Here is an 18,206-nt window from a genome sequence, read left to right on the forward strand (position 1 = left end):
GAGATAAGGGAGATGGGGAGATGGGGGGATGAGGGAGTGTGGGGAGTGTGGGGAGTGTGGGGGGAAAGAGAATTTATGCTTCCCCCTCCTTCCTCCCACACCTCCCACACCTCCCACACTTCCTGCTTGCCCAATGCCCAATGCCCAATGCCCAACTTAAAAACACGAGTACTTTTTATTACAATTACTAAAGCTACTCCATAATTGGGGTTTCTTCAAATTGCACCATCATTAGGACAGCTGGGACATCGCCTACTGTTCCAGAAAGATGACCTTTATGATTTTGTGTGTCTTCTTTGCTACTTTGGTCTGCGCCAAATGAAATTTCGCCAGGGCCCATTTCTACTCGCTGGCCGTCCATAGTCTCCACGAACCAACGCCCTGAGAGGGGGACAATCCACTGAGGTTTGGGGTTTTCATGCCACTCTCCAATCCATCCAACTGGTAATACAGTGAAGGTGACTGTGGCACCAGCCTGCTTCAATTGAGACAACCATTGAGGGGAGGTATGCGGTGCTATACCTTTGTGAATGAAGTCCTGAATTTGACGACGGGATTGGTGGGTGACACCATCTCGGTCAGTCCAGACATACCAGTAGTTAATTGTCGGGTTGTGGGATTGGTGATTCTGCATAAAAAAGGCTCATTCATATAGAACTTATATTTGATTTGTGGAAAGCTGGTGTTTTAAGGAACTAACCGCAAAGTACGCATTCGCGCAGCGTCTCGTCAGAGAAGTACGCAAAGAAAGAGAAAGAAGAAAAAAGGTTAATTCACTTCACAAAATTAATGGGACAGAGTAATAAGTAGATTTTTATTCTTTTTTAGAGTTTGTTTGAAAAGTGGTTAACTGTGATTTTAATTACCCCCCTTAATCCCCCCTTGGTAAGGTGGGAAACAATAAAATCTAGTTCCCTCTTAGAAATCACAACGTGACGCAATTTAAGACCTTTTCTTGGTAAGGTGGGAAACAATAAAATCTAGTTCCCTCACGCCACTTGCTTCAAGCCGGGGAACCCGTCCAACGCAGTGGCTCCCCTTATAAAGGGGAGGGTTAGGGTGGGGTAAAAATATTTGATACATCAATCATGACTTTTCAAACATCCTCTTATACCAAGAGATTTTCAATCCTTTTGCCTGCTGTATTTATGCTTTAATATTTGATGCTAATCAACAACTACAACGTGATAATCGCGCTTTTCCCATTTATTGCTTTCAATCCAGAAAAAGGTAAAGCTGATTAATTGTTGTGCATTGTAAACAGAAATATCTACAAAATGCACGCCTAATTTTGTGGAAGTGGCAGGTGTATCTTTGATGGTTTGCCAATTATCCTGCGACCAGTGTAACTGAAAAGCTGCTAAAGCTTGAATTCGCAAAGTATAATCTCTTTTAATTTTGTTTATTTGACGGTTAAATTTCCAAATTTCTAATGATTTACATTGGTTTCTTTTACCCAAGTAGCGATTGGCTACTTCTGGAATAAAATCAAATACTCGACCGTCATCAGTAGACCGCAGCAATTTGATATACTCTGCGTGCGGCCACATTAAAGGCATTGCCGAACCTGTTGGTTTTCCTAAATACATATAAGCATCTGGTTTATCTGTTTCATCCCAGATTTGTTCTGGTAACAAACAAGTATCTGAAGCAAATCCTTCCATTGCTTTGATATAGGTTTTGACATCGCCACCCACAGCTAATTCATAATGTCCTCGTTCTCCTGTCAACAAAGGCCAAGCACGTCCTTTACCCCAACCGATAAAAGGTTCTCCGTTTTTTCGCTGGCCGTAACCGTCGTAATTGTAACGATGCCAACAAGGACCAACTGGTGTATCTACTTTCAAGATTGCGTCAATTACTTTGACGGAATTAACGATAATTGGGTCATCAGGTTTACGAATTCCATAACGTACTAATTGTAAGAAACCGCCATCGACAATTTCCTTCGCGGGAAATTCTGCTGATTCACCAGGGGGGTGATTTTTGATGAGAATATTTCCTTGGTTAGGATTTTCGTTGAGTTGAGAATTATTGATAACTGAAGGAGTAATCCGAATATAATGTTGTTTGATACCAGCCACTAAAGTTCCTTCGGTGGTAACTGTCCAATCTTCAATATGACATTCTAAAAAATCGGCATATTCTTCGATGAATTTTGCTGTTGCTATATCGCCATTTTCACGAACAAATTCAGCAGCACAAATTAAGGCAGCAATATTCGATGCGAGTGTTGATGGTGAATAGCCGCTGTTTTCTTCCCAGCGTTCTTGTTGGGTAACAGGGCCTTGGCGAATTAAATAACCTGCTGCCCGCAAAATCATCGGGTAAATATTAAAATTTAGCGATACATTTTCGCGGTATAAAAGCCGTGCCAATAAAATTGGAAATGCTACTTCATCAAGTTGAATACCTTGCCAATAAGGTTTGCCATCAACCCAGAAATTTTGAGCAAATCCGCCGTCTTCCTGCTGGCTGGTAGCGAGATAAATTAGCGATCGCACTGCTGTATCTTTTTCCCCAGCAGCCACCAAACCTGCTACACTACTTACCAAATCCCGCGTCCAAACGAGATGATATCCTCCTTGGTCTTGGTCGTTTTTGGTTTCACCCCAAGGAATAGTTATAGATGCAATTAACGCACCAGGATAAGTTTTATCTTCATGTGCCAAAAGTAAGCTAATACTGTTGTGATACAACTTGCCATCGTCATAGGAAATATTTTCTAATGGTTTGATGTCCTGCCGCGATCGCTTCCACTGTTCGATGTAATTTTGCTTTTGCTGTTCAAAAGGAATATTGAGTGATTGAAACAATGTAGAAACTGCATTGTGCAAATTTGTGCCAAATGCCAACCCTAAAGTAAACTCGTGACTATCATCTAAATTGAGTTGTCCAGTCAAAGCAAGGTTACCATCCAAAGCACAACCAAATTCCCAATCCATCCGAAAGTTGTCAGCTAAATCTGTCCAACCATCACTTTGACCTACGTAACCGCAGGAAAGACGGGTAAATGGCACTGTAGCAGCCAACGCTATCCATCTTCCTTGTTTTTCGGCTGTCAGAATCCGATACCCAGCAACTTCTATGGCGTAACCATTATTACCTGTACCTCCGACGTGCAGATGCGGCGCACACAAAGCGTATAACTGGAGTTGAGAAGTAAACTCTGGATCTCCTGTAATTTTTGTGTGTTGTAATATACAGGATAAATGGGGGTCGGCGATCGCTTCTTTGATGATGGTATAACGTCCTTGGCGATCGCAATTAGTAATGCGGTATCCCAAACCATCATTCCACATCCGTTCAACTTTTGATTCTAGATGGCGTTTTTCTTCGTGGAAAAAGCTTTTGCCATCAGAAATTAGGTATTGCAAATCTCGAATTTGCGGCTTGTCTACTGTGGGATGGTAGATTTCAGTGATAATACCATTCCAAATTGTAAACCACACACGACTGGAGGTAGAATAGGCTGTTCCGACTCCATCTTTATTAGCATGAGTCCAGCGAGGATCGATTCCTGGTGAACCAAAAGCCTGTGCTTGATTAAGAATGTTCATAGGTTATTGGTCATTAGTCATTAGAGTGTTGACTGTTGACTGTTGACTGTTGACTGTTGACTGGGGAGTTATTATTCTCCCCTGCCTTTCAATACGGTTCAGATAAGGAGTATGAACTTCTGCCCAATGCCCTATTTTCAAGGCAGGTCTGATGTATTTAAAACCTTTCCCCTTTCCCCTTTCCCCTTTCCCCTTTCCCCTTTCCCCTTTCCCCGAACTGTATTGTTCCGCTATATAAATGACTTTTGCAAGAGACTCGATAATGCCCATAAAAAAATTTGGCAGTTGCCAATCACTTTTAGCCATTGTCTGTAAATCCTGGATACAAGGTCATACCACCATCTACAAAAAGTGTTGTGCCATTAACATAATCAGAGTCATCAGAAGCCAACCAAACAGCAGCTTTGGCAATATCCTCTACATCACCCACTCTTTTTGCTGGAATCAGTTGCAATAACTTCGCCTCTGCTTGTGGAGTATCCCAAGCTGATTTATTGATTGGAGTTTTGATTGCACCAGGAGCAATACTATTAACGCGAATTTTGTGCGGAGCAAGTTCTTGGGCAATACTTTGCATCATCATATTAATGCCTCCTTTACTAGCCGCATAATTAACATGACCCGCCCAAGGAATAATTTCATGCACTGAACTAATGCAAATGATTTTACCTGCGGCAGATGAAATTTGTGGCCGCACACCCCGACGTAAAAATTCCTTTGCAGCTTCTCGCGCACATAAGAATTGTCCTGTCAAGTTGACTCCAATTACTGTATTCCATTGATTAAGGCTCATGTCTACAAAAGGTGCATCTTTTTGCAGACCTGCGTTATTTACTAAAATATCAATGGTTCCAAATTGCTGGAATGTTTGCCGAAACATTTCCTTTACTTGGTCTTCCTGACTCACATCAGCTTGAACAGCAAAAGCTTCACCATTATTAGCTTTAATATCGTCAACAATTTTTTGAGCTTCTTCGCCTTCAGAATGATAATTTACCACTACTGCTGCACCACACAATGCCAAATTGCGAGCTATGGCTTCACCAATACCAGAACTAGCACCCGTTACAAGTGCTTTTTGACCTTTAAGTAAATAAGGAGAATAGCTCATAATACAATACGCTTGGTGTTAATAAAGTTTATCTGTACAGTAAGGAAACATGGGTAAGAAAAAATAGGCAAATTTAAACCGTATTGGCTGATAATATTTACTTTTGAGAGATTTATTGTCATTAATCATTGATGTAAATTTGACAGGCAATTGATATCATAACCAGTGTGAAAAAATACATTACACTGAGATTTTTGATGATATTTTGATTATGGGATTACTTTAAGAGTTTGAAGTGGCGATCGCCTCCAACTTTTGGAGGAATAAAAAACTATTCCCAAAGGACTATAAAAATTTCCACTAACTTTTATTATCTTATGCAATATTGAAAACATGAAGCTATAGTAATCCGATTTGATTCCTGAAATTATCTGCGTAGGTAGGGAACAGGGAATAGGGAACAGGGAACAGAAAAGAAGGGTATAGATGTGTACTGAATCTTGTTCAAAAATCAAATAGGAGTCCTATAGAAAAAATATGTATTCAATAAAAAATAAATTTTCTAAAAAATTTTCAAAATATTTTATTGATTAAAATTCAATAAAATTTGCAAGTACAAAGGCTATTAAATATGTCTAGCCAAATCGATGTAGACGTACAAAGAATTAGAGCTATTAGTTTAACAGTAACAAACTGCGATCGTTCTTTTAATTTCTATACAAAGGCACTCGGCTTTGAACTAGCGAACGATATCACAGTTGCAAGCCAGGATTACAGCAAATTACAAAACGTAGCCGGAGCCAAAATTCGCATCATCACATTGCAATTAGGAGATGAACTGATAGAGTTGATGCAATATTTGAACGCTGACTCTCAACCCATTCCTAGCGATTCCCAAAGTAATGATTTGTGGTTTCAACATTTAGCCATTGTAGTCAGCGATATGGATCGGGCTTATAGTCATCTGCGTTCATTTTCCATTGAACCAATATCCACTGCGCCGCAAACAATACCACCAGATAATCAAGCATCTGCTGGTGTCCGTGCTTTTAAGTTTAAAGACCCCGATGGACATGATTTAGAGTTAATCTGGTTTCCTGCTGATAAAGGACAAGATAAATGGCATCAAAAAAGCGTAGACGCAAAGCGGCTTGTCGGTAGACATCGCTTGTTTTTGGGAATCGATCATAGTGCGATCGCTATTTCTAACACTGCACAAAGTCTACACTTTTACCACGACCTCTTAGGAATGCAAATCCATAGCCGTAGCCTTAACTGGCGTTTAACTCAAACTCGCTTGGATAATTTGCCAGATGCCAAAGTCCAAATTACAGCACTGCGACCAATCCAAGGTGGTGTAGGAATTGAACTACTAGATTATATTTTGCCCTTTAAAGGTCGTCCCATACCGAGTGATTGGAAAAGTTGCGATATTGCAACGATGCAAATTCAGCTAGTTGTGAATAATCTTGAGTCGTTAATAGATAAGCTACAGCGTGATGGAATTCAGTTTATATCGCCACTTGTACAGTTAACCGAGAATTCCTTTCCTTATCGGCAAGGTTGTCTAGTTAAAGACCCTGACGGACATACAATCTTGTTAATTGCCGAATAAAATGGATTCTCTGCAATAAGAATCCTATTTGATTTTTGAACAAAATTCCGTACACTTTATTCTTTTATAACCCTGTTGTCTATTGCCTGCCTATACAAAAGCGTTTCATCCCCGGCATAAATGCACGGGGTTTTCACGCTATCTTTCTATAAAAACTTGATTTTACTTACAACTTCTCTACACCCCATACCCTACACCCCGCCCAAACAGATAATTTTGGGTTTTACTGAGGAATCAATGCTGTATTGATTAGAACAAGGCATAAACCTTCGCTTCCCAGGAATATATTGGTTCACGCCCTACTCGATTAGAATCGACAAGACGTTTGGCATCCTTTTGTGAAACTTCGTACCAATGTTTTCCTGGTGGAGTAGCAGGCCAATTGTGTACAAAATATTCAGCACCAGGACTTTCAGCATTGGAAGTGATGAAATCAGAAAAGTTTGCGACCACCACAACCTGTTTGTCTGAGTTAGGGCGACCCCGACGCCACACCAACACTCGCTTATTGTCATTCAAATCGACGTGAAGGAAGTCAGTGTCGTTAACCGCAAGGGCATCATAGCTGGTGCGAAATTTAATGAGGCGAGAGACATAATCCTTGACGTTTTTACGCCAGGGATCGGCAAGGCGACCAAAGTGTACGGGATCGACTTGCTTACCACCCTCCTGATTAACATTTCCCTTAGCGTCAAAAAGATTGTGCTGGTCGGCAAATTCGTCACCAGCAAGAATCATGGGAATGCCAACTGCTGTAAGGAGACAAGTGAAAGCCAACTTGAAACGTTTTTCGCAATCAAAAACGCCATTTTCCTGAAAGAAGTTGTAGAGACGTTCGTTTCGATAGCCTTCGACATCGTGGGAAGTCAGATAAAGGATCGCTTGAGTCAGGTCAGAATAGCCGAATCGACGACAATCAATTGCTTTACGGACTGTTTCGGCAAAGTTCCAAGGTTCGCTTTCGTGATGGCGACCGATGAGAGCCATACGGATGTAGTCCTTAAAGCTTTGGTGCCAAAGACCATCGAGTCGCTGTTGGGATAGGAGGGCTTTGGGTTCATTGAGTTCTTCACCAACAACCAGGAAACGTTCCTCCGCACCGTTAGCTCCTTGTACTGCGAAGCGCAGCCGATTGAGTTCGCGAGCAAGATCTTTGTATTCCTGAATAAAGTCCCAATTATAAACATTTTCAATGCTGTCAAGTCGCAGTCCGTCAATGTGGAAGTCATTCATCCAACGGGTTAGTGCGGTCTTCATCAGTTGACGACCAGGCGAGATAGTTTGAACTTTACCCGATATGGGATCGTATCCTCGAACCATTTTGGCGTAGCGGAAAAGGGATGCCCCATAAGCGTTACGCAGGTTATTATCGTCCTTAGCACGTGAGTTGTGAGCGTCTGGGTCTGATTTAGCTTGAGAAGGGTCGAGGATGAAGAAGTCGTCACACGCCACCGCAAGATAAGGGTTGTTTTTCGAGAAAGCCATGACCGTATCCACAAAAAAGCGTATGCCATTGGTGTGACAAATATCGATCAGCTTGGCAAGGTCGCGGTTTGGTGTACTCCAACTGTAGAAGCTGGGTAAGCCGAGTTCAAAGTCTGGAGCCAGGTAGTTAGTGGTGCCATAGCCCCATTGGCGATTATAAGTGCTATCAGCAGGAGGAAGAAGTTCGAGGGCGTTGATACCGAGTTCAGTTAAATAAGACTTTCCTTTCTCTACCACATCAAGTTCAGAAAAGTCTGGAGCTTCGAGATCTTTTTCAATGAGGGCAGCCACATCAAGGAAAGTACCAACACCCATGTTACGCCCCCCGACTTCCGACGATCGCGACCAGGTGGTGGGGAGTTCATAAATCACCAACTGGTTATTCGTTGGCAAGGTCTCAAGTTTGGTTGTATGAGGAAAGCTAATTTCCTCGCCACCCAAGTCAGTAGCTACAAGTTTGGCGACTCCATCTTTGATCGCACATTTGATTACAGCCGGGGGGTAGCGATCGTCATCATTGAAGGGAGAATCGACGAAGGGAGTTAAACGCCAATCTACCATGTATGCAGTGGGGTCAGTAACCCGCAGACGCTTACCAGCTCGATTAGGATCGGGATGACTGACGGTAACTTCAAACCAGTAATGATAAACTTCACCATCTTTAAGGTTGCATTTTGTTGCTGAAATTTCCCAAAGGTCTGGGAAACCAGGAACTTGTGTCAAGGGGAATTCCTGTTTATCGATGAAGGTTAATGGTGCGCCTGGTTTTACTTGCCCAACGATTAAAGATGGAACTGGAGTAGTATTGCCGACATGCCAAAGAACGAAGGATGTTTCCTTCCGTGCTAAAAGATCTGCTGTCATTCGCTTTATTCCAAATAAGTAAGGCTGAATGAAAAAGTTCTAATTGTGATTAGAGGAGTTAGAAACTAACGGAACACTCCCAAAATTCAACCTACATCCAACAAATATTGAGGTAGGATGCGTATAATATCTGGCAATATGGTCTAAAAATACTTATACCATAAGGGTATAAAGAATTGCTACATAAAAGCTAAACAGCCTTTTCAGTCCATATTGCAGATTTCTAGTTATATTTGGGCACAACACCAAAATATAAACCAATTGTGAGTATCAAAATAAGAAAAAATTGTGAGGAATTTGTGAGTATTCAATCGTTTTAAGCACTATCAGGCAATAGAGTTCGGATCGGCCTGTTTTTTCTTCCCCCTCATCACCCTCCAAAAATTAAAGCATCCAGCGAATAAGCACCAGGGCCAAAAACAGCGATCGCAATTAGCATCACGCAATACATAAAGGCTTTTTCCCAACTAGGTGGTTCGCTTTTTCCTAAAGGGCCTTTATACTGATCTCCGGGAATTAAATAAGGATCTGTAGCCACAAAGGGCTTACCTTCTATTAGATGTAACAATATAGCAAATAACATAGAAGCCAAAATCGGCAAAGTTGCCAAAAGTGTGAGAAATCCCAAGATGAGGAAAAATCCACCACCTAACATTGTCCACGCAGATATAAAGCAAAGAAACACTGGTGTATTGATGGATTCTGCCCAGCGACGCAGATGTTTTACTTTAGGGTAGCCGTGGAGCAAAAACAAACCGCCAACGCTCACTCTGAGCAGTAAAAGTGCTAATCCTGGGATTCCGCTAGGATATGCATGAGTCAGAGAACTTAAAAGATAAGGGCCAAGGAATGAATAATTAACTGAAACTAATATAAAAGTGATTACCTTTGGTAGTACCCACATAGCGATCGCCATACCCAGCACAAATTGATAAATCATAGCTGTACACCACGGGTTTGAAGGTCGATCGCATACAAGGAATGACCGGCTGTGATAAATAAGCGATGTCGTTCTTTACCACCAAAAGTCAGGTTAGCACATGTTTCCGGTACGAGAATTTTTCCTAATGGAGTTGCATCACAGCTATATACTTGTACGCTGTCTTGAGAAGTTGTAAAAACATTGCCATGTTCGTCAACCCTCAGTCCATCAGGTTGTCCTGGTTCGATGATTGCAAACACGCGTCCGTTTTTTGTCCATCGACTATCTACAACATCGTAGACGCGAATATGATGAGGCCCGCCTGGAATATTAAATGCAGCTGTATCTGAAACATACAACAAACTTTCATCTGGACTAAAAGCCAGTCCATTTGGGCGTACCATATCTGTTACCACAGGATAAATCTCACCTGTTGCTGGGTTAAAGCGATATACATAACTTCCGGGTTGTTCTTGTTCGCCACCATAACCTTGATTTGGCTCGGTAATTCCATAGGGCGGATCGGTAAACCAAATTGTACCGTCACTTTTAACTACCAGGTCATTGGGACTGTTGAGGCGTTTGCCTTGGTAGCGATCAACTAAAACTTTCCATTCTCCATCGCCTTCACGGCGGATGATGGCGCGCAAACCAGACGAACACGCCACCAAACGACCTTCCAAGTCTCGGTAATTACCGCTTTGATAATCAGATGGCTCCCGTAGAACGCTCACATTATCGGTGAGACTCCATCGTAATAGGCGGTTGCCGTGAGCATCGCTCCACACAACACTATCGTCTTCGTGGATATAAACAGGGCCTTCGCTGTGAACTGCACCGTTAGCCAGTTTTTGCAGTGCAGTATCCGGAGATACAATAGCACCCAAGCGATGGTCATAAATCTCAATGGCTTCAGCCATAGGAATCTCCTGTTATTTAAACTCGATCGCTCACAAAAAATAGCACTTTCAACTAAATTGCTATAAAGCTACACTAAATTTCCAAACAAAGGTAATTTGTCTCAACTTCATTGTTATTTTGTTGTTATATATTTACCTCAAACCATAGATATAGATTACGTTAAAACAATGAACTTTTATCGTTAATAAGTGCTGCTTATAATTCAAGTTTTGATACTTTAGTTGATAAATCTGGAGCTTTATTATAAGTTCATTAGCTTTCGTAATATGTAAATTTTTAATCGGTATAATCCATTGGGTGGAAGCAGTATTTTAATTAAAGTTTTACTCTAAGTAAAAGAATCTATCTTGAGAACTATATAGGGTTATCAAACAGCAATATTGGCGTCAGTCGTCAGAATACAAGAAAGGTATTTTGTACGACTGGCGGATAGCGCAGCGTAAAGCCTGCTGCATGGCTTCTCTACGAGAGTCTTCGAGCGTCGCGTCAAGATTGCTGAATTCTGTATTCTGAATTCTGTATTCTTTAAGACTTACGCAAAATAATGAAAAAACGTAGACGCGGAGCGGCTTGCCGCAGGCTACGGCGTTCGCGTAGCGTCTCGTTAGAGAAGGACACATAGACACGAAGTAAAGAGAGTTTCAGAGAGTTTTTGCGTAAGTTCTGTTCTTCTTCAAAAAAAATAAAAACTAGCTCCAAGTATTCCCAAATGACTTTGTAGAAAACACCAGATTAAGACTGATTTAGTGGTAATAAGTATGAAATTATGACGAGCATCACAGAAAATTACGACATTATCGTTATTGGTACAGGAGCAGGTGGAGGAACACTAGTTCATTGTCTTGCACCTACAGGTAAAAAGATTTTAGTCTTAGAAAGAGGCGACTTTTTGCCGAGAGAGAAAGCTAACTGGAACCCACAGGAAGTTTATCAAAAACATCGCTATCATACCGATGAGGAATGGTACGACAAAGAAGGTAAAGCTTTTAAACCCCAGACAGGTTATTGGGTTGGTGGCAATACTAAACTTTATGGTGCGGCCTTAATACGATTGCGGGAGCGAGATTTTGAAAAGGTAATTCATAAAGACGGGATTTCTCCGGCATGGCCTTTGAAATATCAAGACTTTGAGCCTTACTACACAGAAGCAGAAAAGCTGTACGATGTGCATGGTCAGCAAGGAGAAGACCCAACCGAACCACCCCGCAGCCAGCCATATCCTTATCCGCCAGTTAGCCACGAACCGGATATGCAAGTTCTTGCCGATGGTATACGCGGACTGGGATATTACCCATTCCACCTACCACTAGGATTAAAGCTGAATGAAAGCGATGGCACTAATAGCCCCTGTATTCGTTGTGATACATTTGACGGCTACCCATGTCTAGTACACGCAAAAGCTGATGCTGATGTTAATGCTATTCGTCCGGCTTGTGAAAAATATGCGAATGTTACCCTCTTGACTAATGCTAAGGTGTTACGGTTGCATACTAGTGAGTCGGGACGAGAAGTTACAAAGATAGAAGCAGAAATAGCTGGCAAGCAGCATTGGTTTACAGGCGATATTGTGGTGGTTGCCTGTGGTTCTGTTAACTCAGCTGCTTTACTGTTACGTTCTGCTAACGACAAACATCCCAACGGATTGGCGAACAGTTCCGATTTAGTCGGGCGGAATTTCATGAAACAGTCGGAAACTGCCATAGTTTCAATACATCTAGATGTAAATCACGCTCAGTTTCAAAAAACCATCGCCGTTAACGATTTTTACTGGGGAGAACCTGATTTTCCTTATCCAATGGGTATGGTGCAGAATACAGGTAATGTCCTAGCTGATATGATTCCCGCAGAAGCCCCACCATTAATGGCTCCCTTTGTCAAGTTAATTCCTCATTTTGAGCGATATTTGTTAGCACAGAGATCGGTAGGTTGGTGGTTGCAAACAGAAGATTTACCAGATCCAAATAATCGCATTCGTGTGGTAGGTGACAGGATTCATATTGACTACACACCTAATAATATTGAAGCAAGCGATCGCCTAATTCACCGTTGGACATCTGTACTCAAATCAGTTTCCCGTGGTGCTAAACACGTTCTACCATTTAGCATTTATCCCCGCACTCATATACCAGAACAAGCAGTAGCCCATCAATGCGGTAGTTGTCGATTTGGTACAGATCCCCAAACTTCAGTTCTTGACCTCAATTGCCGTACCCATGATGTTGATAATCTGTATATTGTAGATAGTAGTTTTTTCCCCTCAAATTCAGGCGTTAACCCGACATTAACAATTATGGCCAATGCTTTGCGCGTTGGTGACTGCATAACTCAAAGAATAAAGTAAACATGAAAACAGAGGGATCGCGCAATTCATTGATTACTTTGCTATTGCCCCTAGCTTTAATTCTTGGACTAGTTTTGCTGTTGAGTTTGAATGTAGAAGGCGGGGGAGAGGCTAGGGAAACTACTCCTTTAGAAACATGGCTAAAAGTTATTGTCGGTTATTTAGCCGCAGGCACAGAAATTGCCGCAGCAGTTGTAATTGGCACAGCAGTAATTCGAGGGATTGCTGCCTATTTGCAATTGTTGTTTTCTCGCTCCAAACAGCATTTTGATGCCACAGAAGTAGTTCGTCTGCAATTAGGACGAGTCTTAGCATTGGGATTGGAATTCACTATTGCCAGCGATATTTTGCGGACAGCAGTAGCACCAACTCGCCAAGATATTTTGAATTTGGGAGCGATTGTTTTGCTGCGAACTTTACTGAATTATTTCTTAGAACGTGAAATTCAGCAAGGAGAACAACGTCGTTTATTGGAGCGTCCAAGCATTGAAAATATTAGATAAGGGACTTCCAAGTAAAAAATATTTTTTAGAAGACTGTTGACCGTTCTGACTTTCCACATCCCGTGAAAAGTCAGACAAGCTTACGCTTCGCTACACGACCGATTTGGGGAGGCAGGAGCTTCAAGGGCGGCGATCGCCCATTCTCTTAAGATGACTAGTGAGATTATCCAGACTGAACCACGTCCCCCATTCCAGTTACCAGTTGAGGACAAACCCCAATGGCCAGCAGTTGCTCACTACCTGACCCAAAACCGGGGCATACCCCAAGATTTTGTCAAACTCATACACAAGGCTGGACTGGTTTACGCCGATGACCAACAGAATGCTGTGTTCGTGATGCGGAATCTCGACGGTTTACCTCAAGGTGCATTCCTGCGTGGGACGCGGGGAGAAAACAACACGTTTAAGGGTTATCTTAAAGGAACCTAACGCCGTGAGAGTTGGTTTTACTTTTATTTAGGTGAACAGTCAAACTCTCCAGTTGAAAGATTAGTGCTTTTGAAATCGCCCATCGATGCCATATCCTTTGCAATACTGGAGTATCAAGTTCGAGGCGACGTGCCACCAAAAAGAACGATGTACATGGCAGTTGATAGCCCCAATAGCTTACCGCTAGAGCGATTGCGGCACATTCCTAATGTACGGGTGGCTTTTGAAACAGATGACGCTGGCAATACAGCTGCACGGGCAGTCAAGGAGTTATTGCCACAGGCTACTAGGGTAAAGTGCAAGGCAGTTGACTGGAATCAGCAGCTGATCGATTATGGGCGGCAGTTAAGGCAACAGCAACAGCAGCACGAAGAAGATGAATTGAGTCTTTAAAAGGTTTTACAACTGTTAAGAGCATTACACGAAATAGCCCTTATGTCGTTCTAAAGATTTTAATAAAACAACAACAATGATGCTCAATACCCAGTTTTGGCATCGCTTAGGAAATTTTGCACGGTGCGATCGCTTTCCCCCATTTTTCAAGCGAGGAAATTTCTGGCTGTGGCTGGGCTTGGGTCAAAGAGTGCAGCGCTCTTGGAGGAATTTTAGGTGGGCGGGCGATCGCGTAAGTTCTGAAATCTTTGGATTAGCGATTGTCGGCTTTGCGAAGCATATCTTGAGCTAAAAGCTCATTTAATGGTTCAAGTCACACTTTTGGGTTTAGCTCTTTCTCGCGCTGTACTGCCAGTAAAGGGATATTTCTTGGTAGCCATAGGATTTGGCACAGTAGACCGTTATGAAATCTTACGTCCTCTTAATTGTGTTTACTCTGGTCAAAAAGCATTTGCACCCCTAGCAATAAAAGTAGAAAAACACGCGGTGGCGCAACTAGTAGAACCTATCCTGCTAATAATATTTGCGCGAAAAACCCAAAGTAAAGTTGAGAAGTAAAAATGAAAAATCAAGGTTTTTAAGTACTTTTTACGGTAAGAGTTAGAGATTTTGAGAATAGTGGGATAGGCTCAAGCATTATAGCCTTTTTTTACTCTTTTATTTTGCTTAAGTACCGATAAAGATAATATATATTGTATCCAAATATTGCAATTAGAAATTGCATAAAAAGATTAATTGTATAAAACAATAATGTATGTTCTTTTGAACAGATTTGATATAAACTTTCCCATTCTTTAAATGAATAATTGCATTTCTTATGCTTAGAATTCATAATTTCTTTATTAATGTAAACACCTAAATCAAGTGCGTCTAGAATGATAAAATTATTTACGATAGAAAGCTCACTAGTAAAAAAATTACGTAAGTTTATATCGCTATGGTAGTCTAACGAAATTTGTCCATATTTTTTCTTTAAAAATGTAATCCAAATATATTGTTCTGGAACATATCGCAACAGGTAATCTGTCGAATATGTGAAAATAAACGGTCTAGATCTATCTTGAAAATAGCGAGTTGTGTCAGGTTCAGGTGCTAGAGGAATATTCCATAAATCTTGCAAATCACTTAAATTACCTACTTGAAAACAATCACTTACATGAAATGGTAAGGGAGCTCTCCTTGGATTACAAGTAAATAAAGTTGGAATTAATACTCTTTCTTTGAAGAATAAATAATTTTTATTTCTTAACTTATATTTATCCAAGTAATACAAGAAGTTTGTATTAATAAGATATGAATCAGTTCTTAGCTTAATAGCGTACTTTCGAGTAGCTTTATTCAATCCATTTTGAGTTGAAACAATTTGTCGATTGACATTGTTATATTTATTTTTTAGAGTAGTGTCATTAAATGTAATACTACCCGGATCTTTGTTTTTTAGTATAAAATCATAACCATTAATATGCTCTGTATAGTCATTTTCCCAAGTTGAGAGAATAATTTCTGCGTTTGGGAGATTATTTCTTACACTTTCAATAGCTTTTTGAGTTAATTGAAACTCTTTTGGATCTGAGGGTTGACCGTAAATTGGCCCTTGAATAACAACTGAGAAGTCTTTTGAGGAAATTTGCATAATAAATTAAGCACAAATTTTAGAGTTTGTAGATAAACGAGAGGCAGGAATATGTTGCAAAAACTGTTCTAAATCAGTAGGAGTACCAAGACCATGCATACCAAAACCATCTTGCCCAATGTTATAAAAGTCAAGCTTCATGTTTTTAGAAATCATTTGGTTATAAGCAGGAGCAACATAAAATTCATTATTGACTCGAAAGTTTTTGATAATCATTGCTTCAGCTGCTTCTACAAAATCTGCTCCTCTTCGGTAGTTGTAAATTCCAACTGTTGCTTGATTAGATACAACTTCTTTTTCAACAACTTCACAAACATGGTCAAAAGTATCTAGACGAACAAAAGACCACTTAGGATCATCGGCCCACATTGTCATAATGAAGCCATCTGCCTCAGTTTGATCCATCTTTTCTAAATAAGCATTGATATTAATATCAATCCACTGATCACAGTTTGCTATCATTAATGGATCATTATTGTTGATGTATTTTTTAGCAAGTAAAACAGTGCAGGCTGCACCTTCGGTTACTTGATCAACTTCTATGATTAAGCAGTTTGGCGCTAATTCTGATAAGAGTTTTTTTAGTGAAAATTGCTTTAAGTGTTCTTGAAGACACAAGAAAATAAAGCGATGTTCACGAGAAGGCTCTAAGTTTTCAATTACAATTTGAATCATGGGTTTACCATGAACTGGAATCATTGGCTTTGGTAAGGTATAACCTGCATTTTTGAAACGGCTACCTTTTCCAGCCATTGGAATAACAATATTTAACATTAATTAGCTCCTCGGACATATTTATCGTTGTTTGCGCCAGGAATTTTGACAACTGCTGTGATCACATCTGTAATGGCTTTGAAATCTGTTTCTTCTCCAGATTCAATCACCAGAATGTCCCCAGATGTATATCTTTGACCCGCCATTTCGGCTTCGCCGACTACAATAACTGTGATTTCGGTTGCGATCTTGTGGTAGTGCCATTCTTCATAGGCTCCAGCTTTGTAAGACTGCACAGCAAATTCCACATCATTAGTTTGATAAAGAGAAGGAGTAAAATTTCCTACAATCCACCCTCTAACCATTGATTCTAATCTTGCTTTACGCATAGGAGGGTTGTGTATTTTTGTGTCTTAGATATTCTTCGTAAGTGTGTAGATTTTGAGGTGTTGCTAGTGAAAAATAAGCAGACCGTGGAATTTTGTAAACTCCAATTTTTGCTTGTTTTAGCAGCATTTCATTATAGACAGGACAAACATAAAATTGTCCACTGATGTGGGCATCTTTTTTGATCATGCTTTTGGCAGAATTTACAAAATCTTGTCCTTTAGCAAAATAATAAAAACCGGCAGTTGCCAGGTTACTGATAGGGCGTTTTTCAGCAGCTTCTATTACCAATCCTTGTGAATTGCATCGGACATAAGACCAGCGAGGATGTACAGCCTCAAAAACAATTATTCCTCCATCAAACCCCTTATAGCGAAATTCACCCAAAACAACTGATAGATTAGTTTCAATAATCTGATCGCTGTTGACAATAACTAGTGGTTCTTGTGTATCAATTTGTTCAACTGCAAGCAGAGATGTACAAGCGGCTCCAGATGTAGATTGCTCAATTTCAATCACTACTGCTTGAGGCGATATGAGATGAATTACTGATCCAATATAGCTACGACGATTTTCTTCTCGACGTACCATACAAATCAGTTTACTATTGCTAGTATATAAACTCTCTAGACTCTGTATAACATGCTGAATAAGTGGCAAACCTTCTATTTCAATTAGGCTCTTGGGGTATGCATAACCAGCTTCCTGAAATGCTTCACTTCCCCCTGCCATTAATAGCAAAATATTCATTTTAGATAAGCCTCAATATGTTGTATCCGATTCAAAATATTATCCAACGTAACATCATAAACTGACTCCACTACCATTAAATTTGCTCCAGCTTCTTGTGCTGCTCGAATTCCGTTCTCATTGTCTTCAACGACCAGGCATTCTTGAGGTTTTAGTTCAAGTTGGCTTATTGCTTTTAAATATATTTCAGGGTCAGGCTTACCGAACTTCACATCTTGATTACTGAGAATAACATCTAGGTAATCTATCAAATTGCTTTTTTGCATCATTACTTCGATTGTATGGCGAATTGAGTTTGAAGCTACTGCTAGCTTGTAACTTAATGCTTTAAGATTAGAAAGTGCATATTCATGCTGAAAAATTGGTTTACAACGAGCATGTACCAACTCAAGTGTGTAAAGTTGTTTCAACTCGTTCAAAAAACTGTGTAAAGCGATTGGTAGACCATGTTCTTTTGTTAAAATTTCTAGTTTTTTGCGCGTAGGTAATCCATCAAATGTAACTAAATGATCGTACCTATTAATTTCGTAAGCAAACAGTTTTAAAGCACGGTTTAATGCTTCATAGTGCCAATCTTTTGCATCAATAAGTACGCCGTCCATATCAAAGATGACCGCTTTGATTTTACACATATTGAT

Annotated in this window: 17 protein-coding genes and 2 pseudogenes; 8 read left to right on the top strand and 11 right to left on the bottom strand. The window is 40.5% G+C overall.

Annotated features, from left to right (window positions below; all coding sequences use genetic code 11):
• Nucleotides 1–204 (top strand): annotated as a pseudogene (locus tag VF06_RS41145) (hypothetical protein); the annotation flags it as partial.
• Here VF06_RS41145 and VF06_RS23205 read toward each other — a convergent pair.
• The 3 genes from VF06_RS23205 to VF06_RS23220 all read right to left on the bottom strand — a co-directional run bounded on the left by VF06_RS23205 (nucleotide 194) and on the right by VF06_RS23220 (nucleotide 4,671).
• Nucleotides 194–634: a cupin domain-containing protein gene (locus VF06_RS23205; RefSeq protein WP_099067761.1), complete on the bottom strand. Its 441-nt coding sequence runs from the start codon at nucleotides 632–634 to the stop codon at nucleotides 194–196. The pseudogene VF06_RS41145 and the gene VF06_RS23205 overlap by 11 nt on opposite strands.
• Nucleotides 635–1,166: 532 nt before the next feature.
• Complete coding sequence (locus tag VF06_RS23210; RefSeq protein ID WP_099067762.1) at nucleotides 1,167–3,560, bottom strand: glycoside hydrolase family 15 protein; 2,394 nt, start codon at nucleotides 3,558–3,560, stop codon at nucleotides 1,167–1,169.
• 298 nt (nucleotides 3,561–3,858) lie between these two features.
• The gene (locus tag VF06_RS23220; protein WP_099067764.1) at nucleotides 3,859–4,671 is read right to left on the bottom strand and encodes an SDR family oxidoreductase; all 813 of its coding nucleotides are present in this window, start codon (nucleotides 4,669–4,671) and stop codon (nucleotides 3,859–3,861) included.
• A 571-nt stretch (nucleotides 4,672–5,242) separates the two neighbouring features.
• Here VF06_RS23220 and VF06_RS23225 point away from each other — a divergent pair.
• Complete coding sequence (locus tag VF06_RS23225) at nucleotides 5,243–6,226, top strand: VOC family protein (protein ID WP_099067765.1); 984 nt, start codon at nucleotides 5,243–5,245, stop codon at nucleotides 6,224–6,226.
• Nucleotides 6,227–6,475: 249 nt separating this feature from the next.
• Here the strand turns inward: VF06_RS23225 and VF06_RS23230 are convergent, their stop codons facing one another.
• The 3 genes from VF06_RS23230 to VF06_RS23240 form a co-directional block, all read right to left on the bottom strand.
• The gene (locus VF06_RS23230) at nucleotides 6,476–8,575 is read right to left on the bottom strand and encodes an alpha-amylase family glycosyl hydrolase (RefSeq protein ID WP_099067766.1); all 2,100 of its coding nucleotides are present in this window, start codon (nucleotides 8,573–8,575) and stop codon (nucleotides 6,476–6,478) included.
• A 370-nt stretch (nucleotides 8,576–8,945) separates the two neighbouring features.
• The gene (locus tag VF06_RS23235; protein WP_099067767.1) at nucleotides 8,946–9,515 is read right to left on the bottom strand and encodes a DoxX family protein; all 570 of its coding nucleotides are present in this window, start codon (nucleotides 9,513–9,515) and stop codon (nucleotides 8,946–8,948) included.
• A complete protein-coding gene (locus VF06_RS23240; protein WP_099067768.1) occupies nucleotides 9,512–10,417 on the bottom strand; it encodes an SMP-30/gluconolactonase/LRE family protein in 906 nt (301 codons plus the stop codon). Before VF06_RS23240 ends, VF06_RS23235 begins: the two co-directional genes overlap by 4 nt.
• A 767-nt stretch (nucleotides 10,418–11,184) precedes the next feature.
• Here VF06_RS23240 and VF06_RS23245 point away from each other — a divergent pair.
• The 6 genes and pseudogenes from VF06_RS23245 to VF06_RS23265 form a co-directional block, all read left to right on the top strand.
• Nucleotides 11,185–12,759, top strand: coding sequence for a GMC oxidoreductase (locus VF06_RS23245; protein ID WP_099067769.1), 1,575 nt, complete (start codon nucleotides 11,185–11,187; stop codon nucleotides 12,757–12,759).
• Nucleotides 12,760–12,761: 2 nt separating this feature from the next.
• Nucleotides 12,762–13,262, top strand: coding sequence for a DUF1622 domain-containing protein (locus VF06_RS23250; RefSeq protein WP_099067770.1), 501 nt, complete (start codon nucleotides 12,762–12,764; stop codon nucleotides 13,260–13,262).
• Nucleotides 13,263–13,412: 150 nt separating this feature from the next.
• Complete coding sequence (locus VF06_RS42875) at nucleotides 13,413–13,691, top strand: DUF3991 domain-containing protein (protein ID WP_244918077.1); 279 nt, start codon at nucleotides 13,413–13,415, stop codon at nucleotides 13,689–13,691.
• A 69-nt stretch (nucleotides 13,692–13,760) separates the two neighbouring features.
• Nucleotides 13,761–14,084 (top strand): toprim domain-containing protein, encoded by a 324-nt coding sequence (locus VF06_RS42880; RefSeq protein WP_257208136.1) that lies wholly within the window; start codon nucleotides 13,761–13,763, stop codon nucleotides 14,082–14,084.
• A gap of 76 nt (nucleotides 14,085–14,160) precedes the next feature.
• The gene (locus VF06_RS23260) at nucleotides 14,161–14,376 is read left to right on the top strand and encodes a hypothetical protein (protein WP_099073481.1); all 216 of its coding nucleotides are present in this window, start codon (nucleotides 14,161–14,163) and stop codon (nucleotides 14,374–14,376) included.
• Nucleotides 14,377–14,465: 89 nt separating this feature from the next.
• A pseudogene (locus tag VF06_RS23265) lies at nucleotides 14,466–14,621 on the top strand (IS66 family transposase); the annotation flags it as partial.
• Nucleotides 14,622–14,733: 112 nt separating this feature from the next.
• Here VF06_RS23265 and VF06_RS23270 read toward each other — a convergent pair.
• The 5 genes from VF06_RS23270 to VF06_RS23290 are packed head-to-tail and all read right to left on the bottom strand — an operon-like array spanning nucleotide 14,734 to nucleotide 18,200.
• Nucleotides 14,734–15,717, bottom strand: a complete 984-nt coding sequence (locus VF06_RS23270; protein WP_099067772.1) for a WavE lipopolysaccharide synthesis family protein — start codon at nucleotides 15,715–15,717, stop codon at nucleotides 14,734–14,736.
• A gap of 6 nt (nucleotides 15,718–15,723) precedes the next feature.
• On the bottom strand, nucleotides 15,724–16,491 hold the full coding sequence (locus VF06_RS23275; protein WP_099067773.1) for a glycosyltransferase family 2 protein: 768 nt from the start codon (nucleotides 16,489–16,491) through the stop codon (nucleotides 15,724–15,726).
• Nucleotides 16,491–16,820: a hypothetical protein gene (locus VF06_RS23280; RefSeq protein ID WP_099067774.1), complete on the bottom strand. Its 330-nt coding sequence runs from the start codon at nucleotides 16,818–16,820 to the stop codon at nucleotides 16,491–16,493. The genes VF06_RS23275 and VF06_RS23280 overlap by 1 nt, the downstream gene beginning before the upstream one ends.
• Nucleotides 16,813–17,568 (bottom strand): glycosyltransferase family 2 protein, encoded by a 756-nt coding sequence (locus tag VF06_RS23285; protein WP_099067775.1) that lies wholly within the window; start codon nucleotides 17,566–17,568, stop codon nucleotides 16,813–16,815. Before VF06_RS23285 ends, VF06_RS23280 begins: the two co-directional genes overlap by 8 nt.
• Nucleotides 17,565–18,200, bottom strand: a complete 636-nt coding sequence (locus tag VF06_RS23290) for an HAD family hydrolase (RefSeq protein ID WP_099067776.1) — start codon at nucleotides 18,198–18,200, stop codon at nucleotides 17,565–17,567. Before VF06_RS23290 ends, VF06_RS23285 begins: the two co-directional genes overlap by 4 nt.
• Nucleotides 18,201–18,206 lie beyond the last annotated feature (6 nt).

The sequence above is a fragment of the Nostoc linckia z4 genome, assembly GCF_002608075.1.
Classification (GTDB): domain Bacteria; phylum Cyanobacteriota; class Cyanobacteriia; order Cyanobacteriales; family Nostocaceae; genus Nostoc; species Nostoc linckia.